The sequence below is a fragment of the Alsobacter sp. KACC 23698 genome (assembly GCF_045348435.1).
Taxonomy (GTDB): domain Bacteria; phylum Pseudomonadota; class Alphaproteobacteria; order Rhizobiales; family Beijerinckiaceae; genus Alsobacter.
Genome location: NZ_CP157484.1, coordinates 2,487,933 through 2,514,871, shown reverse-complemented (window position 1 = coordinate 2,514,871; position 26,939 = coordinate 2,487,933). Strand labels below are relative to the sequence as shown.

Below are 26,939 nucleotides of genomic sequence, written 5' to 3'. Positions count from 1 at the left end.
TCCGTCAGTCCAGATAGCGCCGGGCGTAGCGACGGCCCAGCGAGGTCAGGATCTCGTAGCCGCTCGCTCCGGCGCGGGCGGCGACGTCGTCGACCGTGATCGCGGGGTTCAAGAGCGAGACCGGGTCGCCCCGGCCGACGCCAGGCGGCGCGTCCGTGACGTCGATGGCGATCAGGTCCATGGACACGCGACCGGCGAAGGGGCAGCGCGCGCCGCCCACGATGGCGTCCGCGCCGGCGCGGTCGTCCGCCGACGACGCCGCGCGGGGAAAGCCGTCGGCGTAGCCCACCGACGTCACGGCCACGCGCCGGCGGCCTTGAGCCGTCCATTGGGCGTTGTAGCCGACGGTGTCGCCGGCCTCGACCCAGCGGACCTGCACGATCCGGCCTTCGAGGCCGATCACGGGCCGCATCGGGTTGGGGCGTCCCGGCTGCGGGTTGCCGCCGTACAGCGCATAGCCGGGGCGAATCAGGTCGTGCCGGGCGGCCTCGCCCAGGAACGCGCCGGACGAATTGGCGAGGCTTCCGGGCAATGACGGGAACGCCTCCCGCACGGCCGCGAAGGCGGCGATCTGGCGCGCGTTGAGGGGATTGTCCGGCTCCTCGGCGCTGACGAGATGCGTCATCACGAGGCCGACCGGGCAGCCCTCGAGGCCCCTTTCGCCCATCGCGACGGCGTCCGCGACGGCGAGGCCGAGGCGGTTCATGCCGGTGTCGACGTGAAGCGCCGCCTTCAGGTCGAGCCCCTCGGCCCGGGTGAAGGCCGCCCATTCGGCGATCTCCTCGGCGCTGCCCAGCACCGGGCGCAGCCGCTCGGCCGCAAAGGCCGGGCCGGACCCCGGAGGAAGCCCGTTCAGGACGTAGATGTCGGCCTGCGGAGCGGCGGCGCGGGCGCGCCGGCCCTCGGCGATGTGGGCGACGAAGAAGGTCCGGCATCCGGCCCGCGCCAGCGCCGGGACGGCGGCCTCGATCCCGGTCCCGTAGGCGTCCGCCTTCACGACCGCCGCGCACTCCGCGCCGGGCGCCCGGGCGGCGAGCAGCCGCCAGTTGGCGACCAGCGCGCCGAGGTCGATGGTGAGCACGCCGCCGGCTTCGCTCGGCGCCGGGCCGGACGCGGCCGGGTCCCTGGTCATTCCATCCGCTCGGGCAGGTGATCCTCGCTCGCCAGGTTGGAGAAGCGCGTGATCTCGGCTTCGAAGTGCACCGGCACGGTGCCGGTCGGGCCGTGACGCTGCTTGCCGATGATCACCTCGGCGCGCCCGTGCACCTGCTCCATCTCGGCCTGCCACTTGAAGTGCTCCTCGGTGCCCATCTTGGGCTCCTTGTTCTTCAGGTAGTACTCCTCACGATAGACGAAGATCACGACGTCCGCGTCCTGCTCGATCGAGCCCGATTCGCGCAGGTCGGAGAGCTGCGGCCGCTTGTCGTCGCGGTTCTCGACCTGTCGGGAGAGCTGCGACAGCGCGATGATCGGGACCACGAGCTCCTTGGCCAGCGCCTTCAGGCCGGTGGTGATCTCGGTGAGCTCCTGCACGCGGTTCTCGCCCTTCTTGGCGGAGGCGGAGAGCAGCTGGAGATAGTCGACCACCAAGAGATCGAGCCCCTTCTGGCGCTTCAGGCGACGCGCGCGGGCCGTGAGCTGCGCGATCGAGATGCCGCCGGTGTCGTCGATGTAGAAGGGGCAGCGCTCCATCTCGCGCGCCGCGTTGGCCACGCGCGCGAAATCCTGCTCGGAGATCTCGCCGCGGCGGATCTTGTAGGACGCCACGCCCGATTCCTCGGCGATGAGGCGGGTGGCGAGCTGGTCGGCCGACATTTCCAGCGAGAAGAAGCCGACGATGCCGCCGTCGATGCGCTTCATGTGCCCGTCGGGCTGGCGCTCGCCGCGATAGTCCTTCGCCACGTTGAAAGCGATGTTGGTGGCGAGCGACGTCTTGCCCATGCCGGGGCGTCCGGCGAGGATGATCAGGTCCGACTGCTGCAGGCCGCCCATCATGCGGTCGAGGTCGCTGATGCCCGTCGAGATGCCCGACAGCTTGCGGTCGCGCTTGAACGCCTCGGCGGCCATGTCGATGGCGCTGCGCAGCGAGTTGGAGAAGTTCTGGAAGCCGCCCTCGGTCTGGCCCGATTCGGCGAGCTCGTAGAGCCGGCGCTCCGCCTCCTCGATCTGCTTGCGCGGCGGCTCGTCCACGGCCGCGTCATAGGCGACGTTGACCATGTCCTCGCCGATGAGGATCAGGTTGCGCCGCATGGCGAGATCGTAGATCGCCCGGCCGTAATCCTCGGCGTTGATGACCGTCGTCGCCTCGGCCGCCAGCCGGCCGAGATATTGCGACACCGTCATGCCGCCGAGATCCTGGTCGCCCACGAAGGTCTTGAGCGTGATCGGGGTCGCCACCTTGCCGGAGCGGATCAGCGACTGCGTCACCTCGTAGATGCGCCGGTGCACCTCCTCGGAGAAATGTACGGCCTCCAGGAAGTCCGAGACGCGGAAGAAGGCCTCGTTGTTGACCAGGATGGCGCCGAGGAGGGCCTGCTCGGCCTCGATGTTGTGGGGCGGAGTCCGGTAGGGGGCCGCAGGCTCCGGAAGGGGCCGGACCGCGAGCTGAGACGCTGAAGCCATGGTGATTCGCTGTTCCGAGAGGGCGGGAGCTTACCACCGCCCGCCGCAGCTTGGTTTCGCACGCCGGCATGGCCGGGTGGAGTGTCCGAAAAGACATAGCCCGGCGATTCACAGGTGCGGAGGGTTTGTTGTCGTCCGCGCCGGGCCGGCCTTGGCTGTTGCCGGATTGCTTCAGTGAGTCGCGCCGCCGGCCCCGGACGCAAAAAGCCCGGCCGTCGCCGGCCGGGCTCCTTGTTCGCGGGCGCAGTGCGCCGAGGCTTACATGTCCTCGCCGGACTCGGCCAGGGCGGCGCCGATCTCCAGGCCGAGGTCGTCGAGGTTGTTCTCCTCGCGGCCCTGCAGGACGCTCTCGCCGCGCGCCTGGCGCTCGGCTTCCTCGGGGCTGCGGGCGACGTTGATCGTCACCGTCACCTCGACCTCCGGATGCAGGTGCACCGGCACCTTGTGCAGGCCGATGGCCTTGATCGGCGTGTTGAGCGCGATCTGCTGCTTGCCCACTGTGAAGCCGCCGGCGGTCAGGATCTCGGCGAGGTCGCGGGCCGCGACGGAGCCGTAGAGCTGGCCCATCTCGCCGGCCGAGCGGATGATGGTGAAGCTCTGGCCGTCGAGCTTCTCGCCCACGGCCGAAGCCTCGGAGCGCAGCTCCAGGTTGCGGGCCTCGAGCTGGGCGCGCTGCGTCTCGAAGCGCTCCTTGTTGCCGGCGGTGGCGCGCAGCGCCTTGCCGCGGGGCAGCAGGTAGTTGCGGGCGTAGCCGTCCTTGACGCGGACGACTTCGCCCATCTGGCCGAGCTTGGCGACGCGTTCGAGCAGGATGATCTGCATGGTGGTTCTCCTTTGAAGGTTCGCTTGAGGGTTCGCTTGGGGATCAGGTGGAAGTGGGCGCGGGCGGCGGGTTCTTGGCGAAGCGCCGGGCCCGGATGCCCAGCACGGCGTCGGCGACGCCCAGCAGGGCGTAGAGCAGGGCCGGCCAGCCGGGCAGCATGACGAAGGCGACGTAGACGGCGCTGAGGATGCCGACGCGGCCGGCCACGCCCTGGGTCAGCACGTGGATCACGGCCAGACCCTGCAGGCAGTAGGCCATGGCCAGCGACGCCGCGAGCGAGCGGGCGCCCAGTCCGGCGAAGCCGTGCAGCAGGACGCCCAGAACCGCCGAGGCCCCGAGCAGCATCAGGGCGACATTGGGCAGGGCGACGGCGGGAATGAAGGGCCACGGTCGCGGCAGCCGACCGGAGGCGCGCACGATGCGGGCCGCGATCCACAGCAGCAGCGCGGCGGAGCCGACCCCGATCGCGGCGCTGACCGGCGGGGCGACGACCGCCATGAGGCGCGCCAGCTCGGGAACGGACATGCCGCGCGTCTCGGCCGGCAGCTCGTCCATGTCCGAGCCGATCTGGCGCAGGACGCCGATGATGCGCTCGAAGGCGTGACCGAAGGCCTTGTAGTCGCCCCCGCCGATGGAGATCGACACGGCGAGGGTGATGGCGGACGAGACCAGCACCATCCAGAACAGCACGCGGCCGATGGGGAACCACTCGGGAGGGCCGTCCTCGGCGCGGGCGAGGAGCGTCAGATAGGCGTACCACCAGGCCGGCAGCGCCACCGTGAGGGCGTAGGCGGCGCCTCCCTTCAGGGAGAACAGCAGCCCGACCAGCACTGCGCCGGCGGCCGCCGCGGCGAGGCCGGCGCGGTGGTTCCAGCCGAGCGCCGCCAGGAGCACGGGCAAGGGGGACACGAAATAGAGGAGCACGGCGAGCGGGTTCCCGGTCGTGATGACCGCGAACAGAAGGGCGGAGGCAAGGCCTGCGCCGGCGCCGATGCCGAGGATGGTCTTCATGTCGTCGAGCTGTCCCGCGTCTCGTGGACGGGTTAGGGGAGAGGGCTCCCCAACCAACCCGTCGCGATGGATTCGCGCCGGGCGACTGGATCAGGCGGCGACGCCGGCCCGAAGGTCGGCGTCGGATCTTGGCTGCGCCCTGCCGGAGGGCGCCAGGCGATGACGATCAGGCGATCACGTAGGGCAGCAGGCCCAGGAAGCGGGCGCGCTTGATCGCCTGGGCGAGCTCGCGCTGCTTCTTGGCCGACACGGCCGTGATGCGGGACGGAACGATCTTGCCGCGCTCGGAGATGTAGCGCGACAGCAGACGCGTGTCCTTGTAGTCGATCTTCGGCGCGTTCGGGCCGGAGAACGGGCAGGTCTTCCGACGGCGGAAGAAGGGGCGACGGGGTCCAGCGGCGGACATCAGACAGTCTCCTCGGTCGCAGGGGCATCCTCACGGCGCGGGCGATCGCCGCGGGGCGGGCCGCCCGGACGTCCGCCGCCACCGCCGAAGCGGTCGCCGCCACGGCCGCCGAAGCCGCCGCCGCGTCCGCCGAAGCCGCGGTCGCCACGGTCGTCGCGGTCGTCGCGGTCACGCTTCTGCATCATGGCCGAGGGACCTTCCTCGAGCTCCTCGACGCGGATGGTCATGAAGCGGAGGATGTCCTCGTTGATGCTCATCTGACGCTCCATCTCGGCCACGGCGGCCGCGGGAGCGTTGATGTTGAGCAGCGAGAAATGCGCCTTGCGGTTCTTCTTGATCCGGTAGGCGAGGGACTTGACGCCCCAGTACTCGACCTTGTCGAGCGTGCCGCCGAGACCCTCGAGTACGGACTTGAACTGTTCCGTCATGGTCTCGACCTGCTGCGCGGTCACGTCCTGACGCGCAAGGTACACATGCTCATAAAGAGGCATAAGCTCTTGGCCTTTCTTCATCGGGCGCTTCCGGCGCGAAGCCCTTCGGGCCACGAAAGGCCCGAGTGGGTATACCGAAGGCGGGAACACGGGAAGGCGGGGCCGAACCCCTGGCTGCGCGCGCGCAAGCCCTTCCGTTCAGCCCCCGGCCGGAAGCTGCGAAGCGCGCTGTGTACAGCCAGCGTCGGGCGGAAGCAAGGGGGCGCCGCGGCGAAAGGATGCGTTATGCTGGGGCGTCCCGCCGCCAACCCTCGCTGTCTCCCATGCTGGACCATGTCTCCATCACCGTTTCGGACCTGCGCCGCGCCGAACGGTTCTACGACGCCGTGATGACGGCGCTCGGCGTCGCCAAGGTCGGCGCGTCGGATGTCTGGCTGGGCTACGGCCAGCGTTGCGACGCGGACCACCCGGGCCTCACCTACCTCGCCATCAAGCCCGGACCGGAGCCCGAGCCGGCTCATGGCCGGCACTGGTGCTTCAAGGCCCCGAGCCGCGCCGCGGTCGACGCGTTCTGGGCGGCTGGCCTCGGGGCGGGCGGCTCCGACGACGGCCCTCCCGGCTTGCGGACGCAATACCATCCCTCCTACTACGCCGCGTTCCTGGCGGACCCCGACGGCAACCGCGTCGAGGCCGTGTGCCATCTCGGGGACCCGTAGAGGGGTCGGGGAGGGCCCGGAATCGGGCGCAGGGCCACTGGCGGCCGCGGCCGCCCTTGACAGCCCGCGCCGGCGCGTGCCTTTCGGCGCCACGATTCAAGGCGCCCGAGGAGACGCATCGATGACCGCCGCTTTCACCTTCCCGGGACAGGGCAGCCAGGCCGTCGGCATGGGCAAGGCGCTCGCAGAGGCCTTCCCGCAGGCCAGGGCCGTGTTCGACGAGGTGGACGCGGCGCTGTCGCAGAAGCTCTCGGCGCTGATGTGGGAGGGGCCGGAGGCCGACCTCACCCTCACGGCCAACGCCCAGCCCGCCCTCATGGCGGTGAGCCTGGCGGCGCTGCGCGTGCTGGAGGCCGAGGCCGGCCTCGATCTCGCGCGCGACGCCGCCTATGTGGCCGGGCATTCGCTGGGCGAGTATTCGGCGCTGTGCGCCGCCGGCGCGTTCACGATCGGCGACGCGGCGCGGCTGCTGCGCATCCGCGGCGACGCCATGCAGAAGGCCGTGCCGGCCGGCGAGGGCGCCATGGCGGCGCTGCTCGGCCTCGAATTCGAGGCCGCCGCGGCGGCGGCCGCCGAAGCCGCCCAGGGCGAGGTCTGCCAGGCCGCCAACGACAATGGCGGCGGGCAGGTGGTCGTCTCCGGCTCGCGGGCGGCGGTGGAGCGCGCCTGCGAGATCGCCAAGGCCAAGGGGGCCCGCCGCGCCCTGATGCTGCCGGTGTCGGCGCCCTTCCACTGCGCGCTGATGCAGCCCGCGGCCGACGCCATGCAGGAAGCCCTGGCCGCCATCGACATCAAGGCGCCGGTCGTGCCCGTGGTGGCCAACGTGCATGCGGCGGCCATCCAGCAGCCGGAGATGATCCGCGCATCGCTGGTGGCGCAGGTCACCGGCACGGTGCGCTGGCGCGAATGCGTCGCCTTCATGGCCTCGCATGGCGTCACGACGTTCTATGAGGTCGGCGCCGGCAAGGTGCTGACGGGCCTCGTTCGGCGCATCGCGGAGGGCGCCGAAGGCGTCGCGATCGGGACGCCGGACGACGTCGCCGCCTTCAAGGCCCGGCCGCGCGGCTGAGCCTCGCCGCCATTGTAACAAAGGGCCGCGGCCCGACAGGGGAGTGATCCATGTTCGATCTCACCGGCAAGTCCGCGCTGGTCACCGGCGCGTCGGGAGGAATCGGCGGCGCCGTCGCCCGCGCGCTGCACGCCCAGGGCGCGACGGTCGCGATCTCCGGCACCCGCAGGGAGGCCCTGGAGGCGCTGGCGGGCGAACTGGGCGAGCGCGTCCATATCCTCACCGCCAACCTGTCGGACAAGGATTCGGTCGAGGCCCTGGTGCCCGCCGCGGAGGCCGCGATGGGCCAGCTCGACATCCTGGTCAACAACGCCGGCGTGACGCGCGACAATCTTTTCATGCGCATGAAGGACGACGAGTGGGACCAGGTGATCCGGGTCAATCTCGAAGCGTCGTTCAGGCTGATGCGCGCGGCCGTGAAGGGCATGATGCGCCGGCGCTGGGGACGGATCGTCTCGATCACCTCCGTGGTGGGGACGACCGGCAATCCGGGGCAGGGCAACTACGCCGCCTCCAAGGCGGGGCTCGTCGGGCTGTCCAAGTCGCTCGGGGCCGAAGTGGCCAGCCGCAACATCACCGTCAACTGCGTGGCGCCGGGCTTCATCGAGACGGCGATGACCGACGTGCTGACGGACAAGCAGAAGGAATCGATCCTCTCCACCGTGCCCATGGGGCGGCTCGGGACGGGTGCGGAGATCGCCTCGGCGGTGGTGTACCTGGCCAGCCCGGAGGCGTCCTACGTGACGGGGCAGACGCTCCACGTCAACGGCGGAATGGCAATGATTTGAATAAACTGCAAGGTGATTTTCGCCTTGTGGACGAAGTTCCCGGCCCTCTCGCCAAGGAAAATAAAGTATGTTACTCAGCCCTCACGTCCATTGGGGGGCTTGACGGCGCCGTCCGCTGCGGCGTTTGAGGGATGAGACGGGTTACGGCGATCGTTCACGGTTGGCGGCCCGGGCACGACCCCCGCGACATCCGGACCGTCCAGACGGACCGGTTCCCTTTCCGGTTCGCGCGGCCGCATGCGGCGCGAACAGCTTAAACGAGGAACACCATGAGCGACATCGCCGCCCGCGTGAAGAAGATCGTGATCGAGCACCTGGGCGTGGAGCCTGAGAAGGTCATCGACAGCGCCAACTTCATCGACGATCTCGGCGCCGACAGCCTCGACACGGTCGAGCTGGTCATGGCGTTCGAAGAAGAATTCTCCGTCGAGATCCCGGACGACGCGGCCGAGACGATCCGCACCGTGGGCGACGCCGTGTCGTTCCTGGAGAAGAAGGCCGCGGCCTGATCTCGAGCGACGAGGGCGGAAGCGGATTGGGCGCAATGCGGCGTGTGGTCGTTACGGGACTCGGGATGGTGTCGCCGCTGGCGTGCGGCGTCGAGCCGACCTGGAAGCGCCTGATCGAAGGCCAGAGCGGCGCAGGCCGCATCGAATCGTTCGACGTGAGCGACCTCGGGGCGAAGATCGCCTGCCAGGTCCCGCGCGGCGACGGTTCGGGCGTCTCGTTCAACGCCGACGACTGGATGGACCCCCGGGACCAGCGTCGCGTCGACGACTTCATCGTCTTCGGCGTCGCCGCGGCCACCCAGGCGCTGCGGGACGCCGGCTGGAAGCCGACGACCTACGAGGAGCAGACCACGACGGGCGTGCTCATCGGGTCGGGCATCGGCGGCATCGGCGGCATCTACGACGCGTCCATCACCCTCTACGAGAAGGGCCCGCGCCGGATCTCGCCCTTCTTCATCCCGGGGCGGCTGATCAATCTCGTCTCGGGATACGTGTCCATCGAGCACGGGCTCAAGGGCCCGAACCACGCGGTCGTGACCGCCTGCTCGACGGGCGCGCACGCCATCGGGGACGCCGCCCGGCTGATCGCCTTCGGGGACGCCGACGTCATGGTGGCCGGGGGCGCCGAATCGCCCATCAACCGGCTGTCGATGGCGGGCTTCGTGTCCTGCCGGGCGCTGTCCACCGCGTTCAACGACGACCCGACCCGCGCGTCGCGACCCTATGACAAGGACCGCGACGGCTTCGTCATGGGCGAGGGCGCCGGCGTCATCGTGCTGGAGGAGCTCGAGCACGCCAAGGCGCGCGGGGCCAGGATCTACGCCGAGATCATCGGCTACGGGCTTTCCGGCGACGCCTATCACATCACGTCTCCGTCCGAGGACGGGGACGGCGCCTATCGCTGCATGGCGGCGGCGCTGAAGCGGGCGGGGATCACCCCGTCCGACGTCGACTACATCAACGCCCACGGCACCTCGACGCCGCTCGGCGACGAAATCGAGCTCAGGGCCGTGGAGCGGCTGGTGGGCAACGCGGCCAGCGAGCTGGTGATGTCCTCCACCAAGTCCTCGGTTGGGCACCTGCTGGGGGCCGCCGGCGCGGTCGAATCGATCTTCTCCATCCTGGCCATCCGCGACCAGATCGTCCCGCCGACGCTCAATCTCGACAATCCGTCGGTCGAGACCCCGATCGACCTCGTCCCGCATACGGCGCGGTCGCGCAGCGTCGAAGTGGCGCTGTCCAACTCCTTCGGGTTCGGCGGCACCAACGCGTCCGTGGTGTTCAGGCGCTACGACGCCTGACGTCGCCTTCGGCCGGAGGGCCGTTTCCACATCCTTCATCGTCGGCGGCGGGCCAGAACCGCCGTCTGGCTTGCGCCAGGCTCGCCCTTTCGCCACATTCCGGGCTAAGGTCCGGTCCACCAGCGAGGTCGCGCCGAGCCGGGGGCGCTCGTCCGCCGGCGCGGGCCTGCTAAGCATCCTTGAGAGCCTGCACAGGATCCATGGCCGACATCAACGAGCCCCAAGCATCCGCCGACGCCAACACGGCGAAGGCGCGCCCGGCCGGGCGTTTCGTGCCGCGCAGCCCCGCGGAGGCGATCCAGCCGGTCGCACCGCCGCAGCTGCCTCCGTCGGAGCGCCGGCGGCGTCCCATCGTCAACATGCTGAGCGGGTTCCTGTCGCTGGTCATGGTGCTGGCGCTGCTGACCGGCGTCGCCGTGTTCTTCGGCAAGACCCAGTTCTACGCCGCCGGCCCGCTCGCCTCCGACAAGATCGTCGTCGTGAAGGGCAGCTCCGGCGACGTGGCCGAGCAGCTGAAGCAGGAAGGGGTGATCGACCACCCGACCCTGTTCCTGGCCGGGCTGCACCTCACCCGCAAGGCGTCGCAGCTGAAGGCGGGCGAATACATGTTCCGCCAGCACGCCAGCCTCGGCGACGTCATGGACACGCTGGTCGAAGGCAAGTCGGTGCTGCACTCGGTGACGGTGCCGGAGGGCCTCACCTCCCAGCAGATCATCGACCGGCTGGCCGAGAACGACGTCCTCACGGGCGAGCTCACTAGCGTGCCCAAGGAAGGCAGCCTGCTGCCCGACACCTACAAGTTCTCCCGCGGCATGACGCGCCAGCAACTCGTGGAGCGCATGCAGCAGGAGCAGGCGAGGGTGCTGCGCGAGGTGTGGAGCCGCCGCAGCGCCGAGATCCCGGTGAAGTCGCCCGAGGAGCTCGTGGTGCTGGCCTCCATCGTCGAGAAGGAGACCGGCCGGGCGGACGAGCGCTCGCGCGTCGCCGGCGTGTTCATCAACCGCCTGAACCGCAACATGCGGCTGCAGTCCGATCCGACGATCGTGTACGGCCTGGTGCAGGGCAAGGGCACGCTCGGGCGCGGGATCATGCGCAGCGAGATCGACCAGCCGACGCCCTACAACACCTATCAGATCCAGGGCCTCCCGCCCGGCCCGATCGCCAATCCCGGCCGCGCCGCCATGGAGGCCGTGGCCAATCCGTCCCGCACGCGCGAGCTCTATTTCGTCGCCGACGGCACGGGCGGCCACGTCTTCGCCGAGACGCTGGACCAGCACAACAAGAACGTCGCCCGGTGGCGTCAGATGGAGGGCGAGCGCCGCGACGCCGCGCCGGCCGACGCGGCCGTCGTGAGGGACCCGACCGGCGCGCCGACGGCGGCCAAGCCCGGAGCCAAGCCCGGCGCCGCCGCCTACGCGCCCGTGGCGCCGCTGCAGACCGGCGCCCCCGCGACAGCGCCCGTGGGGCCGCGCGGCAATCTCGACGCCGTCGCGGGCACCTCCAAGGACCCGCTGAACAACAAGAGCTTCGACCTCAACTCCCCCAAGGTCGTTCCGGCGCTGCGCCCGTGAGGCGGGGCGGCCAGCCGCGCCGCGTCGCCCGGCTTGAAGCGCGAGGCGTCCCGGCCTAAACAGCGCCAGCGCAACTTCTTGCGACGGAACACGCCATGGCGCTTGCAAGCATGACCGGATTCGCCCGGGAGGTCGGGCAGACCGGACCCTGGCGGTATGTCTGGGAACTGAAGACCGTCAACGCCAAGGGGCTCGATGTGCGGCTCAAGACGCCGCCCGGCTTTGAGGCGATCGGCGAGGAGGCGCGGGCGCGCATCGGCCGGGCGCTGCAGCGCGGCACCTGCTTCGCCTCCCTGACGGCGTCTCGCGAGGCCTCCCCGCCGGTGGCTCGGGTCAACACCGCCTTGCTCGATTCGCTGGTGGAGGCGCTCGCCCCCTATGACGGCCGGCTCGGGCTGCGCGCGCCCTCCGTGGGGGCGCTGCTCGGCGTGCGCGGCGTGGTCGAGATCGCCGAAGCGGAGGAGGACGAGGCGGCGGCCGCCGAGAGCGCGGCCGGCATGCTGGAGGGCCTTGACCGGGCCCTGTCCGAGCTCGTCGTCACCCGGCGCCAGGAGGGCGAGGCGTTGCGCGGGCTCCTCGCCCGGCGCATCGATACGATCGAGGAGCTGGCGGCCGCGGCGGACGCCTGCCCGGCGCGCAAAGCCGAGGCCGTGAAGGCGCGCCTCGCCGAACAGATCGCGGCGCTGCTCGACGCCTCGCAGGGACTCGACCCCAACCGCCTCCACCAGGAGGCCGTGCTGCTGGCCGCCAAGGCCGACATCCGCGAGGAGATCGACCGCCTGCGCGCCCATGTGGGCGCGGCGCGCGAACTGATCGGCAAGGGCGGCCCCGTGGGGCGCCGGCTGGACTTTCTCGCCCAGGAGTTCTCCCGCGAGGCCAATACGCTCTGCGCCAAGGCCAACGACGTGGCCCTGACGGTGATCGGGCTCGACCTCAAGACGGAGGTGGAGCAGTTCCGCGAGCAGGTCCAGAATGTCGAGTGAGACGATGACCGCCCAACTCGCCAATGATCTCGTCAGCCGCCGGGGGCTGCTGCTGGTCCTGTCCTCGCCGTCCGGCGCGGGCAAGACCACGCTGACGCGCCTCTTGCGCGACAAGGAGCCGACGCTGGCGCTGTCCATCTCGGTCACCACGCGGCCGCGCCGGCCCAGCGAGGTCGACGGCGTGCATTACCGGTTCATCGCGGTCGACGAGTTCATCGCCCTGCGCGACCGGGGCGATCTCCTGGAATGGGCCGAGGTCCACGGCAATTTCTACGGATCGCCGCGGCGCGAGATCGACCAGGCGCTGGCGGGCGGCCAGGACATCCTGTTCGACATCGACTACCAGGGCGCGATGCAGGTGCGCGAGAAGGCGGCGGCCGACGTCGTCAGCGTCTTCATCCTGCCGCCCTCGATCCCGGAGCTGAAGCATCGGCTCGAGCGGCGGGCCGAGGACAGCCCCGAGGTCATCGCCCGGCGCCTGGCCGCCGCCAAGGTCGAGATCGACCGCTGGCGGGACTACGACTATGTGCTCGTCAACGACGACCTGAACCGCACCTTCCCCCGGCTGCAGGCGATCCTGGTCGCCGAGCGGCTGAAGCGGGAGCGCCAGACCGGGCTCCCTGACTTCGTCCACGGGCTCCTGAAGGACCTCTGAGCCGCGGCCTGTGCGGCGGCCGGAGGTCAGGCCGCCCGCCGCCTGCGGACGGGAGCGCCCGGCCGGCGCGCGTCGTCGGCGGCGCGGACGGCGGGCCGGCCCGTCCTGAACACCGCCACCACGTCGTTCAGGTTGCGGATCTCCGTCAGCAGGCTGTCGGCGGACGCGGAGCTTTCCTCCGCCAGCGCGGCGTTCTGCTGCGTCGTCTGGTCGAGGGTGGCGACCGCCTGGCTCATCTCGTCGATGCCGTTGGCCTGTTCGGCGGTCGCGGCCGAGATCTCGTTGACGGTCGCCGAAACCTTCTCCGAAGCGCCGACGATCTGCTCCAGCGCGGCGCCCGCCGAACGCACCATCTCGACGCCCTGCGTCACCTCCTGGCTGGTGGAGGCGATCAGGGCGTTGATGTCCTTTGCGGCTTCGCTGGAGCGCTGCGCCAGCGTGCGGACCTCCGAGGCCACGACGGCGAAGCCCTTGCCGGCCTCGCCCGCGCGCGCCGCCTCGACGGCGGCGTTGAGGGCGAGCAGGTTTGTCTGGAAGGCGATGTCGTCGATCACGGACGAAATGTCCGAGATCTTCCGGCTGGCGTCCTCGATCCGGCCCATCGCGTCCACCGCGTCCCGCACGATCCTGCCGCCCGTGCTGGCCACATCGGTGGCCTCGCGGGCCATTTCGGCGGCGTGGCGGGCCGAGGCGGCGCTCGCCTTCACGGAGGCGGCGAGCTGCTCGGTCGTGGCCGCCGTCTCCTCCAGGCTGGAGGCCTGGTCCTCCGTGCGGGCCGAGAGGTCCTTGGCGCCGCTGTTGATCTCGCCGGCCGCGGCGGTGACCTCCGAGGCGGAGCGCTGGATCACCATCACGGTGTCGGCGAGCTGCGTGACCGTCGCGTTGACGGCGTCCTTGAGCTCCTCGAAGCGCCCGCGGTAGGCGGTGTCGATGGAGCGCGTCAGGTCGCCGGCCGAGATCGCCGTGAGGGCCTGGACGAAATCGGAGGTGGCCTCGTCGACCGTCTGGTTGATTCGGTTGATGCCCAGCACCAGCTCGCGCAGGTCGGCGTCGACCTCGTTGACGGCGATGCGGGCGGTGAAGTCGCCATCGGCCGCCGCGCTCACCACCGATCCCACGTCCTGCATGATCTTGCCGAGCGCGGCCGAGCGGGCGGCCTTGAGCTCGCTGTCCTGGCGATCGCGCGCCGCCCTTTCGCCAGCCTCGAGCTTGCGCATGCGCTGAGCGTTCTCCTTGAACACCTGCAGGTGGCCGGCCATGTCGCCGATCTCGTCGGTTCTGCCCGCGCCCTTCACCTGGACCGAGAGATCCCCCTCGACGATGCCCTTCATGGACGCGGCGAGGCCATCGAGCCCCCCGAGCACCCTGATGGCCACGAAGGCGCCGCTGACGAGCACCAGGAGCGCCAGCACGCCCGCGGAGAGCCGGGCCATGGTCTGCGCCTTGTCGCTCGCCGCAGCGGCGGCCTCGACCTCGGCCTGGGTGCGGTGTTCGAGGAGCGCGAAGAACTCGTCCACCGGCGTCATGATCTTCGCCTTGTACTGGTGGTACAGCGGCGAATGCAGCAGTTCCCGGGCCTTGGCCTCGTCGGCCGGAGTGGCCTTTCCGCCGCTGCGCTTTCCTTCCACCAGGGACATGGCCTCCACTTCGAGACCGACGAGGCCGTCCGAATTGGCCTTGGCTTGCTGCAGCTTGGCGAATTCGGCTTCGGTGAATCCGGTCTGCTTCATCAGGTCGAGAAGCGGCGCGGCGGCGCCGGCCGGGCGGGGCTGGGCGATGCCCGCCGCCACGAAGTCCCAGTAGACGCGATGATAGTCGCGGGGCCGCGGCTTCTTGCCGTCACGGATGTCCAGGATGTCCATATATTGCTGTTTGAAGGAGGCGTCGCCGGTGACCACGTAGGTCCGGCCCAGGCGCGTCAGGTCGTCCGAGCTCTGGCGAAGTTCGTCGGCCAGGAGATAGGACTGGTATTTGCGGCTGTTGGCGTCGCGTATGGCGTCGCTCGCGCTCCCCGCGATCACAAGGCTATAGATGAGGGCGCCGCATGAGAGGACGGTCGCGGCGATCAGCAACCCGAACACCCGTGAAATTCTCAGCATTGGTCTCTCCGATCGCGGGTCAGTGGATGCAGCGTCGGCCCACCTGAAACACGGCGTCGAGGCGCCCGACGCGCAACCCGCGATCTCGATTATCAACAATCAAGTTAAGGAATTACGACTGATAATTGCATGAAACTGCAACGTACACTCAGGATTGCAGAAGGCTCGCCGGGTTGGGCTCAGCCCTGAGGTCGCCAGGCCTGGGCCAGCGCGACGAAGCCCTCCACGGGCACCGTCTCGGCCCGGGCGGTGGGATCGAGGCCGGCGGCCTGAATCAGCGGCGCCGGATCGGCCTGAAGGGATTTGAGGCTCTGCCGCAGCATCTTGCGGCGCTGGCCGAAGGCGGCGGCGGTGACGGCGGAGAGGGTCGCGGCGTCGCAGGCCAGCGGCCGGCTGCGCGGCGACAGCGAGACCACCGACGACATGATCTTCGGCGGCGGCGTGAAGGCGGACGGCGGGACGTCGAACAGTATTCGGGCCTCGGTCCGCCAGCCGCATAGCACGCCGAGGCGTCCGTAGTCCTTGGGGTCGTCGGGCGTCGCCACGATCCGCTCGGCCACCTCGCGCTGGAACATCAGCGTCATGCTCTCGAAGAAGGGCGGCCAGGGCTCCGTCTCGATCCATCGCGTCAGCAGCACGGTGCCGATGTTGTAGGGGAGGTTGGCGACGATCCGCACCCGGGCGGGCGCGTCGCCATGGACCTGGCGCAGCAGCGCCGGCCAGTCGGCCTGCAGGGCGTCGCCCGGCGCCACCGTAAGCCTGCCCGGATAGTGCGCCGCGATCTGGGCCAGGGCCGGCAGGCAGCGCGAATCGCGTTCCACGGCGATGACATGCGCGGCGCCGAGCGACAGCAGCGCACGGGTGAGGCCGCCCGGGCCGGGCCCAACCTCGATCACCGTGACGCCGTCCAGCGGGCCCGCGCTGCGCGCGATCTTGGCGGTGAGGTTCAGGTCCAACAGGAAGTTCTGGCCGAGCGAGCGCTTGGCCGCGAGGTCGTGGTCGCGAATGACGTCGCGTAGGGGCGGCAGGCCGTCGATCGCGCTCATGGGGCGAGCCGGCCGGCCAGGCGCAGCGCCGCGATCAGGCTGTCGGGCCGCGCGAGCCCCCGGCCGGCGATGTCGAAGGCGGTTCCGTGATCCGGCGACGTCCGCACGAAGGGCAGCCCGAGCGTGACATTGACGCCGTCGTCGAAGGCCAGGGCCTTGATCGGGATGAGCGCCTGGTCGTGATACATGCACAGCGCGACGTCGTAGCCGGCGCGCGCCCGCGCGTGGAACATGGTGTCCGCCGGCAGCGGGCCGAAGGCTTCGAAGCCCTCCGCGCGCAGCCGCTCGACCGCGGGGCGAACGACGGCGTCGTCCTCCGTCCCCAGCGCGCCGCCTTCGCCGGCGTGGGGGTTCAGGCCCGAGACGGCCAGCCTCGGCCGGTCCAGGCCGAACCGCGCCATCAGGTCGCGCGCGGTGATCCGGCCGGTCTCGACGATGAGGTCGGTCGTCAGCGCCGCAGGAACCCGGCTCAGCGGGATGTGGATCGTCACCGGCACGACCGCGAGCGTCTCCGACCAGAGCATCATCACCGGCAGCGGCTCGGGCATCGACCAGAACCGGGCCGCGAGCGCCGCGAGATATTCGGTGTGCCCCGGGTGCCGGAAGCCGGCCTGGTACAACACCGACTTGGCGATCGGATTGGTGACCACGGCGGCCGCCCGTCCCGCATGGACCAGGTCGACGGCCCGGTCGATGGACGCGATGGTCGAGGCCGCCGTCGCCGGGTCGGGAGCGCCCGGCCGGGCCTCCACCGCCGCGCAGCCGGCCAGCACGGGCAGGGCGGTCGCAAAGGCCGAGCCTGCCTCCTCGGGCTCGACCACGGCGAGCGGCGCTTCAACGCCAAGTCGCTGCGCCGCCGCAGCGAGGAGGCGGGGATCGGTCGCCGCCACGAAGGGGCGCGCGCCCGCCCGGCCGCGGTCGAGCCAGGCCCGGACCGTGAGTTCAGGCCCGATCCCGGCGGGATCGCCCTGGGTCAGCACGAGCGGCAGGCCTGTGGGCGCTGGCGTGGTCATGACTGTCGCCCCATGCGCGGCGGAACGCCCTGCGCCGGACCGCCGGGGCCTCGCCTGTTCCGCCGCCGGGGCGGCGTCACTGGGTGATGCCGTCCGTGACGACGCTGGTCTGGTTGTAGGAGTAGCTGGCCGAGCCCAGCGTCCGCAACTCGAGGCGCAGCAGCACCGTCTGGACCCGCTCGCGCGAGCCGTCCGCCAGCGTCTGCTTGCCCGAGTTCTGGTAGACGACCGAGAAGGTCGTGCACTCGTCATGATAGCCGGCGCCCAGCGACAGCGCCCCGATGCCGACCGGGTTCGACGTCTGGTAGCCCTGCACGCCGTAGAAGCGCTCCGCCGCGTGGCGGCTGAGATCGACCAGGACGCTGCCCGTCACGTACCAGTTCGGCGTGATGTCGTAGCGGGCGTTCGTCGAGACGCCCTCGCGCTTGGTGTAGATGCCCAGGTCCGGCTGCGCCGCGTAGCGGGCGTAGATCACGCTCGTCGCCAGGTTGGCGAAGGTCGCGGTGGCCTGCAGTTCGACGCGCTTCAGCGCGAAGTCGGTCTCGTTGAAGCGCGACCGCGCCGTCAAGGTGAGGTTCGAGGACGGCGCAATCTGGATGCGCGAGACATAGTCGGAGCGCGTCGTGTCGAGGCCGGAGTCGAGGCCCGTGCGGCTGAGGTCCGGCGTCGAATAGGAGTTGCGGCCGGCGATCTGGTAGGACTGCCCGAACAGCGTGCTGATATAGCCGCCGTTCAGCATCGTGAAGGTGTATTGCGCGCCGATATTGGCGCGCGTGCCGCCCTCGGTGCGGTCATAGCCAGAGAACTTGGTCGTCGAGAACAGGTTCGTGTCGTCGAAGACGAGGCTCTGCGCGTCCTCGTTGACGATCTTGTTGATCTGCGACTCGTTGGGCCGGGCGATGATCTGGGCGATCGGCTCGATCACATGCGTGCCGATGCTGCTGTCGGCCACGAAGGGATAGCGATAGGTCACGCCGACGGCCGGCATGCCGCGCACCACGACGTCGTCGCTCGTGTCGAAGAAGTTGGGCAGGTATTTGTTGAACTGGCCGCCGGTGTCGGGCGACTTGAACAGGACCTCGCCGCGCGCCGACACGAAGGGCGTCCAGCTCTGGCCGAGCGGATCGATGAAGGTCCGGCGCCAGGACAGGTCCGTGGTCAGGCGGGTGTAGGTGCCCGCCGCGCCGCGCACGTAGCACTTGCTCGGGTTGAACTGGCCCGGGGCGCAGGAATCATACAGCCGGATCGGGTTGCCCAGCGCGTCGTAGCCGATCGGGAACAGGTACCGGCCCGGGATGATCCCGTTGTCCTGGTACAGGCTCTGATAGTCGGTCTGCTGGCGGGTGAGGCTGGTCAGATTGGCGCTGAGCGCGAATTCGCCGCCGATCAGGCCCGGGGTGAAGCGGCGGTCATAGTCGACCACCGGGTGCACGACCGGCTGCACCTTCTGCCAGTCGGCGTAGGACAGGCCGCGGAAATAGTAGAGGCGCCCGTCGAACCAGCTGCGCTGGCCCTGGCCCGTGAGGTTGATGGTCGACGTGTTCTCGCGGAAGCCCAGCGCGTTGAAGGCGGAGATCGCGTTGGTGTTTATCGAGCCGCGATATTTGTAGTTCTGGTAGTACCACTTGTCGGTGGAGGCAGACAGGTCCCAGCCCCAGACCCACTTGTCGTTGATCAGGAACTTGCCGCGCGTGTCGACCGCGCCGCGGAAATCCTTGTCGCGCGCGCCATAGGGCGGCGCCAGGAAGGCGTTGGGGTCCTGCTGGAAGATGCCGGACGCGCGGATGTTGTAGCTGCCGTTGACCAGGCGATGGCGCCATTCCACCTCGCCGAGCAGGCCCTGGCGGGTCAGGAGGGTGGGCGTCAGCGTCAGGTCGTAATTGGGCGCCAGCGCCCAGAAATACGGCACCGCCACGCCATAGCCGATCGACGACGATGCGACGTAATGGGGGGCCAGGAAGCCGGATTTCCGCTTCACGGTCGAATCGGGCGCCGAGAAGAACGGCACATAGGCGATCGGCACGCCGTAGAATTCGAGGGTGGCGTCCTCGTAGTAGACGGTGCGCTCCTCGTTCTTGTGGATGATCCGCTTGGCGCGGACCTGCCACAAAGGAGGCTTGGTCGGGTCGTCCTTGCAGGCGTCGCAGGCCGTGTAGGTGCCGCGCTCGAAGACCGTCGTCTCGCCCCCGGTGCGCTCGCCGCGCGGCGCCACGAAATGCGTCTTGTCGATGGTGTCGACCCGCAGGGAATCGATGAAGCCGTCCTTGAAGTCGTCGGTGAGCTCGAACTTGCTGCCATAGACGACCTGGCCGTTGGCCTCGGTCATCTTGGCGTTGCCTTCCGCGTAGACGCGGTTGTTCGCCCGGTCATAGATGACCTTGTCGGCCTCCAGCGTGCGGCCCTGGTAGTAGAGCTGGGCGTTGCCGACGGCCGCGACGGTGTTCTTGTCCTTGTCGTAGACGAGCTCGCGCGATTCCACGAGCAGGCGGTCCTTGCCCTGGCCCGCCTTCTCGGTCTTCTTGGCGAGCCTGTCCGTCAGCGTCTGCGCGACCGGGGCGTCGGTCCAAGTGACCGGCCCGATGCTCGCGATGCCGACGGCCAGAGCCGCAATATAGCGTCGTTTCACCATGCCCGAACCAAAACGGCCGAAGAACGCACGGCCCGACATCACCCGTCCTCTTGATACAGGAGTGCGAGCGTTCCGAGCAAACTCCCGACCACCGCCGGCGACCATGCCGCGACTGAAGCCGAGAGGAGTCCTGCCGCGCCGAGATCCTCCACCAACTGGGTGACGACATAGAGCACGAAGCCCGCCGTCACGCCACCGAGAACCATCTTCGCCACGCCACCAAAACGGAAAAATCTTAACGAAACGGACGCGGCGATGAACACCATTGCGACGAAGAGCAAAGGACGCGCCAGAAGCGATTGAAACTGCAGGCGATAACGGGTCGCGTCGAGGCCCGCGGATTCGGTCCTGGCGGCCAGTTCCGGCAGCTCCCAGAAGGGAATGGTCTCCGCTGAAGAGAAGGAATTCCGCACCTGATCGGGGGTCAGATTGGTCGACAGGAGGTAAGAAGAAAAGCTCTGTGGCTCCACGCCCACACCCGTGATCCGGGCCTCCGCGAGCTCCCAATATCCGTCGCGCAGAGTCGCCTCGCGGGCCTCGACGCGGTCGATGAAGGAGCCGTCCTTGGCGAACTCGAAGACGGTGACGCGGCTGAGCTGGGTGCCGGCCGCCATCGAGCGGTCGGCGCGGATGATCGCCTGTCCGTCGAGGCTGCGCTGGCGGATCCAGAGCTCCTTCTCGCCCGCGCCCTTGCTGCGGCCGAGCTTGGCGGTCTCCACCTGGATGGCGCGCTCCTTCAGCTTCGCCGAAACCGGGTTGTAGACCGTGGCCGCGAACACGCCGAATCCCACCGCCACGAGGAGCGGCGGGGCGAGGAACTGCCAGACCGACACGCCTGCGGCGCGCATCACCACGAGCTCCAGCTTGCGCGACAGGTTCAGCAGCGCTGCCATCGAGCCGAACAGCACCGCGAAGGGCAGGATCTGCTCGGCCACGGCGGGGGTTCGGAACAAGGCGAGCTCGGCCAGCAGGGCGGTGGACAGGTCCGCCACGTCGCCGGTGCGGCGCACGAGCTCCACGAAGTCCAGCGTGTAGATGAGCACGAACACGGTGACGAAGACGCCCGTGATGGTGCGCACGAATCGCGCCGCCAGGTAGCGCCCGAGGGTGAGGCCGATCACCATGGCGGCTCCGTCAGCCCGCCGCCGCGGCGTGCGCGGGGGTCGGCGCGCGGCGCAGGCGCGCCCCGCCGCGCACGCCCAGCGTCGGCGCGAAGGCGATCCCCAGCGCGACCGCGCAGGCCAGCAGCGGCGCCAGGTAGGCGAGGGGCACGGCCCAGCCGGCGCGCGGAATCAGGCTGGAGATCGCGAAGCCCGCGATTCGCACCAGGCCGACGGCCACGATGGCGGCCCCGATCGCCGCGCCGCGGCCCTGGCGCGTGGTGCGCGGCGTGCCCAGCGCCGCAAAGGCGATCGCCATCATGGCGAAGCAGTAGAGAGGGGCGGAGAAGCGGTCGTGCAGCTCGGTGCGGAAGCGGCCGGCGTTGCCCGGGATCTTGTAATAGACCTCGTTGACGTCCGGGTTCAGCAGCATCGCGGTCGGGCGCTCGCGCGGCTTGTAGACGGGCGTGTCGCCGTCGGATCCGAACTGGCTGAGGTCGATGGCGTAGCGCTGGAACACCACGATGGCCGGGTCGGACGAGCCCGGCTGCTCGCGCTGCACGCTGCCGTTCTCCAGCACGAGATAGGGCGAGCCGTTGATCTCCACCGTCTGGCCGCGCTCGGCGATGTAGATGGCGGGCTTGGTCTTGTCGCGCCGGTCCTGCATGAAGATGCCGAGGAGCGCCTCCCCGGCCTTCTCGCGGTAGTGGAAGGTGATGCCGAGGTCGAGCGTGGTGAACTGGCCTTCCTTGACCACGTTGGACACGAAGTCGGCCCGCACGCTGGTGATGAGGTCGCGCAGGGCGCGAAAGCTCGCCGGCATGGCCCAGGTCGTCATGGCCAGCACCAGGACGGCGACGATCATCGTGAGGCCGAGGAACGGGCGCAGGATTCGCCCGGGCGGCACGCCGGCCGCGCTCATGACAATCAGCTCGGAATCGCCGTTCAGCTTGTTCAGCGCGTAGACGGTCGCGATGAAGAGCGCCACGGGCGCGATGATGGTGACCAGCGCGGGAAGCGAGAGGCTGGTGATGGTGAGGAACATCATGATCGTCTGACCCTTGCCGGTCAGCAGATCGACCTCCCGCAGCGCCTGCGAGATCCAGATCACGCCGGTCAGGCTCAGCAGGGTCGCCAGGCAGGCGACGCCGGCGATCCGGAAGATGTAGCGGTCCAGCAGGCTCATCTGGGGGCTTCGGCGTCGTGCATCGTGCGACAGCGGTAAAGGCTTCCACGCGCGGCGGCAAGGATCGGGGCGGCCCGGAACGCGTCGTCGCGGGCTTGAATCGCTCACGATCGCGGCGCCGGCGTGGCGGATCGCCGGGCGGGACGCGGCGCGCCGGCGCGGCCGTCCGGCGCACTGGCGCAGCTTCCGACGAAACGTTATGACCCGTCAGGTCCGAGTTCGCCCATCCCGATCGTTTCTCCCGCACCCGTCCGGAGCGTTTGCATGTCAGAGCGTCTGAAAGTCTCCTTCGCGGCCCCGAGCCTGCCTGCGTCCGGCGCCCTGGTCGTTCTCATGGGAGACGACCTCACGCTTCCCTCCAGCGTGCATGAGATGATCGGCAAGCCCGCCGCCGACGCGATCGCGCGGGCCGTGGCGGCGGAGAGCTTCAAGGGCAAGGCGTCCAGCGGCCTGTCGATCCTCGCGCCTCCCGGGCTCCAGGCGTCGCGGCTCGTCGTGGTCGGCGTCGGCGGGGCGTCCGAGCGCGCCGAGACGGACTACGTCGGCCTCGGCGGCGCCGTCCTGGGCCGGGTGGGCAAGAGCAAGTCCGTCACGCTGCTGTTCCACGAGGGCCCCGCCGGCCTGCGCAACGACGCGGAGGCGGCGGCCGATCTCGCGCTCGGCATGACGCTGCGCGCCTACGCGTTCGACAAGTACAAGACCAAGAAGCCCGACGACGAGGCGGCCGGCGAGGTCGACGTGGTCATCGCCGTGGCCGATCCCAAGGCGGCCGGCAAGGCCCACCGCGCCCGCGAGGCGATCGGCGAGGGCGTGATGCTGGCCCGCACCCTCGTCAACGAGCCGCCGAACGTGCTCGACCCGGAGGAGTTCGCCCGCCGCGCGGCGCAGCTGGAGAAGCTCGGCGTCGAGGTCGAGATCCTCGACGAGAAGAAGCTGGAGAAGATCGGCATGCGGGCGCTGCTGGCCGTGGGCCAGGGCTCGCGCAAGGAAAGCCGCGTCGTCGTGATGCGCTGGAACGGCGCGAAGGGCGGCGGCAAGGAGGCCGGCAAGGACGCCGGAAAGGGCGCCAAGGACGGCGCGAAGCCCGTCGCCTTCATCGGCAAGGGCGTCTGCTTCGATTCCGGCGGCATCTCGATCAAGCCCTCCGCCAGCATGGAGGACATGAAGGGCGACATGGCCGGCGCGGCCTGCGTGGTCGGCCTCATGCACGCGCTGGCCGCCCGTAAGGCCAAGGTGAACGCCATCGGGGTGATCGGCCTCGTGGAAAACATGCCCGACGGCAACGCCCAGCGCCCCGGCGACATCGTCCGCTCGCTGTCGGGCCAGACCATCGAGATCATCAACACCGACGCCGAAGGCCGCCTCGTGCTGGCCGACGTGCTCTGGTACGTGCAGGACCGCTTCAAGCCGGCCTTCATGATCGACCTCGCCACCCTGACGGGCGCGGTCCTGGTCGCGCTCGGCCAGGAGAACGCCGGGCTGTTCTCCAACGACGACGCCTTGTGCGAGAAGCTGTCGTCCGCCGCCAAGGCGACGAAGGAGGGGGTGTGGCGCCTGCCGCTCTCGGCCGCCTATGACAAGATCATCGACAGCAAGTTCGCCGACGTGAAGAATTCCGGCGGCCGCCACGCCGGCTCGATCACGGCGGCGCAGTTCCTGAAGCGCTTCGTCAACGACACGCCCTGGGCGCATCTCGACATCGCCGGCACCGGCATGGGTTCGCCGCAGAGCGAGACCAATCGCGGCTGGGCGTCGGGCTGGGGCGTGCGCCTTCTCGATCGCCTGGTGGCGGACCACTACGAGGGCTGATCCTGGCCGAGGTCCTGTTCTACCACCTGCTGCGGCAGGACATGGAGGCCGTGCTCCCGCAGCTGCTGGAGCGCAGCGTCGCCCGCGGCTGGCGCGCCGTGGTGCACGCGCCTTCGCCGGAGCGGGTCGCGGCGCTGGACGACCATCTCTGGACCTTCTCGGAGGAGAGCTTCCTGCCGCACGCGTCCGACAAGGATCCGGGCGCGGCCCGCGAGCCTATCGTGATCACCACCGAGTTGGGCAACCCGAACCAGGCGCAGGTGCGCTTCCTGGTCGACGGCGCCCCAATTCCGCCCGACGCGGACGCTTATCAGCGCCTGGTCCTGATCTTCGACGGCCGGGACGACGAGGCGGTGGCGGCGGCGAGGGTCGTATGGAAGAGCCTCAAGGGACGCGATCCGTCGGCGCCCGCCGTCGAATTGAGCTACTGGCAGCAGAACGACACGGGTCGCTGGGAGAGAAAAGCATGAAGCATGCGGCGCGGGCCATCGGGTCCGCCTTGGAGGACGCCGGCGCGCTGGCGCTGCGCGTCGGGGCCGTCGCCGCGCTGGCGGCCGCGCTCGGCGGCTGCGCGGTCGAGGTCAGCGGCTTCGCCAACGACAAGAGCGCCACGGCGCGCGTCGCCACCACGGAGGCCGTCGTGGCGGAGGATGGGCGCTGCACCGCGGACCTGTCGATCGACCCGTCGAAGTTCCGCGGCCGGGAGGGGGAGGGGCTGATCGGCCTCACCGAGTGCGAACTCGTGGCCGTCAAGGGCGAGCCGCTCAGCGTGCAGACGGGGTCCAGCCCGCGCGCCCGGCGCGAGACCACGATCCTCTACATGGAGCCGACCGGCAAGGCGCTCTACCTCTTCGCCGACAACCGCTTGGTCAAGGTCGTGCGCTGACGCGCAGGGCGGCTTGACAGGTTTAGAAAATATTCCTATGTTGGGAGCGCTCTGGTCCACGGAGGGGCGTCTGCAGGCGTGAGGACGTGGACCAGGGGCGGCGGCCGTCGAAGGCCGGGCTCACCACCCGGTCAGAAGCGGCGGACGGAAGACAAGATCCGACCAGCGAAGCGCGAAGGGGCTGAAAGCGCCCCGGGATCTTCCTTTCATCCTCCAACGCTGCGCGCGGAGCGGCGGGGCCTGGCGGCCTCCCGGCTCACTTTTCCAACCACCCCACTCGCCGTGGGGTCCCCAGCGTCGCCGCTCCGCGCCGCCCTCCACCCTCCGGGCCGAAAGGTCGCGGAGCTAAACGCGCGTTTCCTTCTCCCCGGTACGGGGAGAACGCAGCCGAGCGCAGCGAGGTCGGATGAGGGGATGCCCGCCGCCCCTCACCCCAACCCTCTCCCCGTTCCGGGGCGAGGGGGCGCGCTGCAGGCTTCCCCAACACGCCCCGTCATCCCCGGCGCGCCGAAGGCGCGGGAAGGGGATCCAGGAGGCCGGGCGACGGGCGCGCCTCGCCGAACCTCCTCGATCCTTTCCAGGCGCTGCGCACCGCCGGGGATGACTGGAGCGTGGAGCCCGTGCGGTCTCAGCCCGCCGCGTCCAGCCCGAGGCAGGCGATGATGTCGTGGACGACGGCGCGGGGGCTCTGGACGACCGACACGGTCACGACGCCCTCGTCCGGCCCGGGCGGCTCGAGCGCGGCGAACTGGCTGTCGAGCAGGCTCGTCGGCATGAAGTGGTGCTTGCGCGCCTTCATGCGGGCCCCGATCAGGTCCCGGTCGCCGGCCAGCAGCACGAGCCGCACATCCGGGCGACCTGCGGCGAGGATGTCCCGATAGGCGCGCTTGAGGGCCGAGCAGGTGACGATGACGCTCTCGCCCGCCGCCAGGCGCTCCGCCAGCCAGGCCGCGATGGCGCGCAGCCAGGGCCAGCGGTCCTCGTCCGTGAGAGGCTCGCCGCGACTCATCTTGGCGATGTTCTCCGGCGGGTGGAACTCGTCGGCGTCGCGATAGGCCCAGCCCAGCGCCCGGGAGAGGTTGCGCGCGGTCGTGGTCTTGCCCGAACCCGCCACGCCCATGATGACGACGCCGACCGGAGCGGCCGGCGAAACGGAACGCGTCACGCCGCCGGTCCCTTGCTGATCGGACCCTTGATCTCGACGTCCCTGGTCCCGGTCGCCTCGGGGGCCGACTTGGCCACGGGCGGCTCGACATGGCCGCCGAAGCCCATCCGCATGGCCGACAGCACCTTCTCGGCGAAGGTGTGCTCCTGCCGGGAGCGGAAGCGGGCGTAGAGGGCGGCGGTCAGCACCTCGGCCGGCACGGCCTCCTCGACGGCGGCCTGCACGGTCCAGCGCCCCTCGCCTGAATCCGAGACGAAGCCGGAATAGCCGGCCAGTTCTCCATCCGACGCCAGGGCGGAGGAGGTGAGGTCGAGCAGCCAGGAGGTGATCACGCTGCCGCGGCGCCAGACCTCGGCGATCTCGGCGACATCGAGCGTCATGCGATGCTCGGCCGGAAGCTCCGGGCTGTCGGCGTGGCGCAGGATGTCGAAGCCCTCGGCGATGGCCTGCATCATCCCGTATTCGATGCCGTTGTGGATCATCTTGACGAAATGCCCGGCGCCGCTCGGGCCGGCGTGCAGGTAGCCCTGCTCGACGCGGGGGTCGCCGGTCCGGCCCGGCGTGCGGGGGATGTCGCCCATCCCCGGCGCCAGCGCGGCGAAGATCGGGTCCATGGCGTCGACGACCTCCTTGGGGCCGCCGATCATGAGGCAATAGCCGCGCTCCAGGCCCCAGACGCCGCCGCTGGTGCCGACGTCGAGATAGTGGATCCCCTTGGCCTTCAGCTCGCCGGCGCGGCGGATGTCGTCCTTCCAGAAGGCGTTGCCGCCGTCGATCAGCACGTCGCCGGGCGAGAGCAGGGCGGCGAGCTCGCCCAGGGTGGCTTCCGTGACGGGGCCGGCGGGCAGCATCAGCCAGATGCGGCGCGGCGCCTGCAAAGCCGCCACCATGCCGGCGAGGTCGGCGACGGCGGTCGCCCCATCCGCCGCCAGCTGGCGGCCCGGCTCCGGATTGCGGTCATAGACGACGCAGGAATGCCCGTTGCGCATCAGGCGGCGAACGATGTTGGCGCCCATGCGCCCCAGACCGATCATTCCGAGCTGCATCGTCCTTCTCCGACCGTTGTTGCAACCGCCGCTGGCGGACCCGTCACGAAAGGGAAAAGCGCCCCGGTGTCAACG

25 protein-coding genes are annotated in these 26,939 nt (G+C 70.0%); 11 read left to right on the top strand and 14 right to left on the bottom strand.

From position 1 onward, the window contains the following. Positions 1 to 4: 4 nt before the first annotated feature. The 6 genes from alr to rpsF form a co-directional block, all read right to left on the bottom strand. Complete coding sequence (gene alr / locus ABEG18_RS11690; RefSeq protein ID WP_406858229.1) at positions 5 to 1,132, bottom strand: alanine racemase; 1,128 nt, start codon at positions 1,130 to 1,132, stop codon at positions 5 to 7. Beyond that, entirely contained in the window at positions 1,129 to 2,622 is a 1,494-nt protein-coding gene (locus ABEG18_RS11685; protein WP_406858228.1) for a replicative DNA helicase, read from the bottom strand. Before ABEG18_RS11685 ends, alr begins: the two co-directional genes overlap by 4 nt. 258 nt (positions 2,623 to 2,880) lie before the next feature. After that, complete coding sequence (rplI, locus tag ABEG18_RS11680; RefSeq protein ID WP_406858227.1) at positions 2,881 to 3,444, bottom strand: 50S ribosomal protein L9; 564 nt, start codon at positions 3,442 to 3,444, stop codon at positions 2,881 to 2,883. 43 nt (positions 3,445 to 3,487) lie between these two features. Beyond that, positions 3,488 to 4,456 (bottom strand): DUF2232 domain-containing protein, encoded by a 969-nt coding sequence (locus ABEG18_RS11675; protein WP_406858226.1) that lies wholly within the window; start codon positions 4,454 to 4,456, stop codon positions 3,488 to 3,490. A gap of 166 nt (positions 4,457 to 4,622) precedes the next feature. Continuing rightward, entirely contained in the window at positions 4,623 to 4,862 is a 240-nt protein-coding gene (gene rpsR / locus ABEG18_RS11670) for a 30S ribosomal protein S18 (RefSeq protein WP_406858225.1), read from the bottom strand. After that, positions 4,862 to 5,353, bottom strand: a complete 492-nt coding sequence (gene rpsF / locus ABEG18_RS11665) for a 30S ribosomal protein S6 (RefSeq protein ID WP_406858597.1) — start codon at positions 5,351 to 5,353, stop codon at positions 4,862 to 4,864. Before rpsF ends, rpsR begins: the two co-directional genes overlap by 1 nt. Positions 5,354 to 5,616: 263 nt before the next feature. Between rpsF and ABEG18_RS11660 the strand changes: the two genes are divergently transcribed. From ABEG18_RS11660 to gmk, 8 genes are all read left to right on the top strand, one after another. After that, positions 5,617 to 6,009: a VOC family protein gene (locus ABEG18_RS11660; protein WP_406858224.1), complete on the top strand. Its 393-nt coding sequence runs from the start codon at positions 5,617 to 5,619 to the stop codon at positions 6,007 to 6,009. Between the two features lie 121 nt (positions 6,010 to 6,130). After that, positions 6,131 to 7,078: an ACP S-malonyltransferase gene (gene fabD, locus ABEG18_RS11655; protein WP_406858223.1), complete on the top strand. Its 948-nt coding sequence runs from the start codon at positions 6,131 to 6,133 to the stop codon at positions 7,076 to 7,078. Positions 7,079 to 7,128: 50 nt separating this feature from the next. Then, positions 7,129 to 7,866 (top strand): 3-oxoacyl-[acyl-carrier-protein] reductase, encoded by a 738-nt coding sequence (gene fabG, locus ABEG18_RS11650; RefSeq protein ID WP_406858222.1) that lies wholly within the window; start codon positions 7,129 to 7,131, stop codon positions 7,864 to 7,866. A 269-nt stretch (positions 7,867 to 8,135) separates the two neighbouring features. Then, on the top strand, positions 8,136 to 8,375 hold the full coding sequence (locus ABEG18_RS11645; protein WP_406858221.1) for an acyl carrier protein: 240 nt from the start codon (positions 8,136 to 8,138) through the stop codon (positions 8,373 to 8,375). Between the two features lie 35 nt (positions 8,376 to 8,410). Further along, a complete protein-coding gene (fabF, locus tag ABEG18_RS11640; RefSeq protein WP_406858220.1) occupies positions 8,411 to 9,676 on the top strand; it encodes a beta-ketoacyl-ACP synthase II in 1,266 nt (421 codons plus the stop codon). A gap of 200 nt (positions 9,677 to 9,876) precedes the next feature. Then, positions 9,877 to 11,247, top strand: coding sequence for an endolytic transglycosylase MltG (gene mltG / locus ABEG18_RS11635; RefSeq protein ID WP_406858219.1), 1,371 nt, complete (start codon positions 9,877 to 9,879; stop codon positions 11,245 to 11,247). A 95-nt stretch (positions 11,248 to 11,342) separates the two neighbouring features. After that, positions 11,343 to 12,230, top strand: a complete 888-nt coding sequence (locus tag ABEG18_RS11630) for a YicC/YloC family endoribonuclease (protein ID WP_406858218.1) — start codon at positions 11,343 to 11,345, stop codon at positions 12,228 to 12,230. Between the two features lie 4 nt (positions 12,231 to 12,234). Next, complete coding sequence (gene gmk, locus ABEG18_RS11625) at positions 12,235 to 12,885, top strand: guanylate kinase (protein ID WP_406858217.1); 651 nt, start codon at positions 12,235 to 12,237, stop codon at positions 12,883 to 12,885. 26 nt (positions 12,886 to 12,911) lie between these two features. On the opposite strand, the gene ABEG18_RS11620 is transcribed toward gmk, so the two are convergent. The 6 genes from ABEG18_RS11620 to lptF form a co-directional block, all read right to left on the bottom strand. Then, positions 12,912 to 14,984 (bottom strand): methyl-accepting chemotaxis protein, encoded by a 2,073-nt coding sequence (locus ABEG18_RS11620; protein WP_406858216.1) that lies wholly within the window; start codon positions 14,982 to 14,984, stop codon positions 12,912 to 12,914. A 179-nt stretch (positions 14,985 to 15,163) separates the two neighbouring features. Next, positions 15,164 to 16,030 (bottom strand): 16S rRNA (adenine(1518)-N(6)/adenine(1519)-N(6))-dimethyltransferase RsmA, encoded by an 867-nt coding sequence (gene rsmA / locus ABEG18_RS11615; RefSeq protein WP_406858215.1) that lies wholly within the window; start codon positions 16,028 to 16,030, stop codon positions 15,164 to 15,166. Next, positions 16,027 to 17,043 (bottom strand): 4-hydroxythreonine-4-phosphate dehydrogenase PdxA, encoded by a 1,017-nt coding sequence (gene pdxA / locus ABEG18_RS11610; RefSeq protein ID WP_406858214.1) that lies wholly within the window; start codon positions 17,041 to 17,043, stop codon positions 16,027 to 16,029. The genes rsmA and pdxA overlap by 4 nt, the downstream gene beginning before the upstream one ends. 76 nt (positions 17,044 to 17,119) lie before the next feature. After that, positions 17,120 to 19,711 (bottom strand): LPS-assembly protein LptD, encoded by a 2,592-nt coding sequence (locus ABEG18_RS11605; protein ID WP_406858213.1) that lies wholly within the window; start codon positions 19,709 to 19,711, stop codon positions 17,120 to 17,122. Next, positions 19,711 to 20,796 (bottom strand): LPS export ABC transporter permease LptG, encoded by a 1,086-nt coding sequence (gene lptG / locus ABEG18_RS11600; RefSeq protein WP_406858212.1) that lies wholly within the window; start codon positions 20,794 to 20,796, stop codon positions 19,711 to 19,713. Before lptG ends, ABEG18_RS11605 begins: the two co-directional genes overlap by 1 nt. A gap of 10 nt (positions 20,797 to 20,806) precedes the next feature. After that, positions 20,807 to 21,958 carry an LPS export ABC transporter permease LptF gene (lptF, locus tag ABEG18_RS11595; RefSeq protein ID WP_406858211.1) on the bottom strand — a complete coding sequence of 384 codons (1,152 nt, stop codon included), beginning with the start codon at positions 21,956 to 21,958 and terminating at the stop codon, positions 20,807 to 20,809. A 264-nt stretch (positions 21,959 to 22,222) separates the two neighbouring features. On the opposite strand from lptF, the gene ABEG18_RS11590 reads away from it, so the two are divergent. Genes ABEG18_RS11590 through ABEG18_RS11580 form a run of 3 tightly spaced genes read left to right on the top strand, consistent with a single transcriptional unit; the run spans position 22,223 to position 24,653 of the window. After that, positions 22,223 to 23,767, top strand: a complete 1,545-nt coding sequence (locus ABEG18_RS11590) for a leucyl aminopeptidase (protein WP_406858210.1) — start codon at positions 22,223 to 22,225, stop codon at positions 23,765 to 23,767. A gap of 2 nt (positions 23,768 to 23,769) precedes the next feature. Further along, positions 23,770 to 24,237, top strand: a complete 468-nt coding sequence (locus tag ABEG18_RS11585; protein WP_406858596.1) for a DNA polymerase III subunit chi — start codon at positions 23,770 to 23,772, stop codon at positions 24,235 to 24,237. Beyond that, positions 24,234 to 24,653 (top strand): hypothetical protein, encoded by a 420-nt coding sequence (locus ABEG18_RS11580; protein ID WP_406858209.1) that lies wholly within the window; start codon positions 24,234 to 24,236, stop codon positions 24,651 to 24,653. The genes ABEG18_RS11585 and ABEG18_RS11580 overlap by 4 nt, the downstream gene beginning before the upstream one ends. Positions 24,654 to 25,281: 628 nt before the next feature. On the opposite strand, the gene ABEG18_RS11575 is transcribed toward ABEG18_RS11580, so the two are convergent. Further along, the gene (locus ABEG18_RS11575) at positions 25,282 to 25,818 is read right to left on the bottom strand and encodes a gluconokinase (RefSeq protein WP_406858208.1); all 537 of its coding nucleotides are present in this window, start codon (positions 25,816 to 25,818) and stop codon (positions 25,282 to 25,284) included. Next, positions 25,815 to 26,864, bottom strand: a complete 1,050-nt coding sequence (gene gnd, locus ABEG18_RS11570) for a phosphogluconate dehydrogenase (NAD(+)-dependent, decarboxylating) (protein ID WP_406858207.1) — start codon at positions 26,862 to 26,864, stop codon at positions 25,815 to 25,817. The genes ABEG18_RS11575 and gnd overlap by 4 nt, the downstream gene beginning before the upstream one ends. Positions 26,865 to 26,939 lie beyond the last annotated feature (75 nt).

Excerpts from the sequence above, each read along its gene's own strand:
- alr (WP_406858229.1), bottom strand. The coding sequence starts at position 1,132 with ATGACCAGGGACCCGGCCGCGTCCGGCCCGGCGCCGAGCGAAGCCGGC.
- ABEG18_RS11685 (WP_406858228.1), bottom strand. The coding sequence starts at position 2,622 with ATGGCTTCAGCGTCTCAGCTCGCGGTCCGGCCCCTTCCGGAGCCTGCG.
- rplI (WP_406858227.1), bottom strand. The coding sequence starts at position 3,444 with ATGCAGATCATCCTGCTCGAACGCGTCGCCAAGCTCGGCCAGATGGGC.
- ABEG18_RS11675 (WP_406858226.1), bottom strand. The coding sequence starts at position 4,456 with ATGAAGACCATCCTCGGCATCGGCGCCGGCGCAGGCCTTGCCTCCGCC.
- rpsR (WP_406858225.1), bottom strand. The coding sequence starts at position 4,862 with ATGTCCGCCGCTGGACCCCGTCGCCCCTTCTTCCGCCGTCGGAAGACC.
- rpsF (WP_406858597.1), bottom strand. The coding sequence starts at position 5,353 with ATGCCTCTTTATGAGCATGTGTACCTTGCGCGTCAGGACGTGACCGCG.
- ABEG18_RS11660 (WP_406858224.1), top strand. The coding sequence starts at position 5,617 with ATGCTGGACCATGTCTCCATCACCGTTTCGGACCTGCGCCGCGCCGAA.
- fabD (WP_406858223.1), top strand. The coding sequence starts at position 6,131 with ATGACCGCCGCTTTCACCTTCCCGGGACAGGGCAGCCAGGCCGTCGGC.
- fabG (WP_406858222.1), top strand. The coding sequence starts at position 7,129 with ATGTTCGATCTCACCGGCAAGTCCGCGCTGGTCACCGGCGCGTCGGGA.
- ABEG18_RS11645 (WP_406858221.1), top strand. The coding sequence starts at position 8,136 with ATGAGCGACATCGCCGCCCGCGTGAAGAAGATCGTGATCGAGCACCTG.
- fabF (WP_406858220.1), top strand. The coding sequence starts at position 8,411 with ATGCGGCGTGTGGTCGTTACGGGACTCGGGATGGTGTCGCCGCTGGCG.
- mltG (WP_406858219.1), top strand. The coding sequence starts at position 9,877 with ATGGCCGACATCAACGAGCCCCAAGCATCCGCCGACGCCAACACGGCG.
- ABEG18_RS11630 (WP_406858218.1), top strand. The coding sequence starts at position 11,343 with ATGGCGCTTGCAAGCATGACCGGATTCGCCCGGGAGGTCGGGCAGACC.
- gmk (WP_406858217.1), top strand. The coding sequence starts at position 12,235 with ATGACCGCCCAACTCGCCAATGATCTCGTCAGCCGCCGGGGGCTGCTG.
- ABEG18_RS11620 (WP_406858216.1), bottom strand. The coding sequence starts at position 14,984 with ATGCTGAGAATTTCACGGGTGTTCGGGTTGCTGATCGCCGCGACCGTC.
- rsmA (WP_406858215.1), bottom strand. The coding sequence starts at position 16,030 with ATGAGCGCGATCGACGGCCTGCCGCCCCTACGCGACGTCATTCGCGAC.
- pdxA (WP_406858214.1), bottom strand. The coding sequence starts at position 17,043 with ATGACCACGCCAGCGCCCACAGGCCTGCCGCTCGTGCTGACCCAGGGC.
- ABEG18_RS11605 (WP_406858213.1), bottom strand. The coding sequence starts at position 19,711 with ATGTCGGGCCGTGCGTTCTTCGGCCGTTTTGGTTCGGGCATGGTGAAA.
- lptG (WP_406858212.1), bottom strand. The coding sequence starts at position 20,796 with ATGGTGATCGGCCTCACCCTCGGGCGCTACCTGGCGGCGCGATTCGTG.
- lptF (WP_406858211.1), bottom strand. The coding sequence starts at position 21,958 with ATGAGCCTGCTGGACCGCTACATCTTCCGGATCGCCGGCGTCGCCTGC.
- ABEG18_RS11590 (WP_406858210.1), top strand. The coding sequence starts at position 22,223 with ATGTCAGAGCGTCTGAAAGTCTCCTTCGCGGCCCCGAGCCTGCCTGCG.
- ABEG18_RS11580 (WP_406858209.1), top strand. The coding sequence starts at position 24,234 with ATGAAGCATGCGGCGCGGGCCATCGGGTCCGCCTTGGAGGACGCCGGC.
- gnd (WP_406858207.1), bottom strand. The coding sequence starts at position 26,864 with ATGCAGCTCGGAATGATCGGTCTGGGGCGCATGGGCGCCAACATCGTT.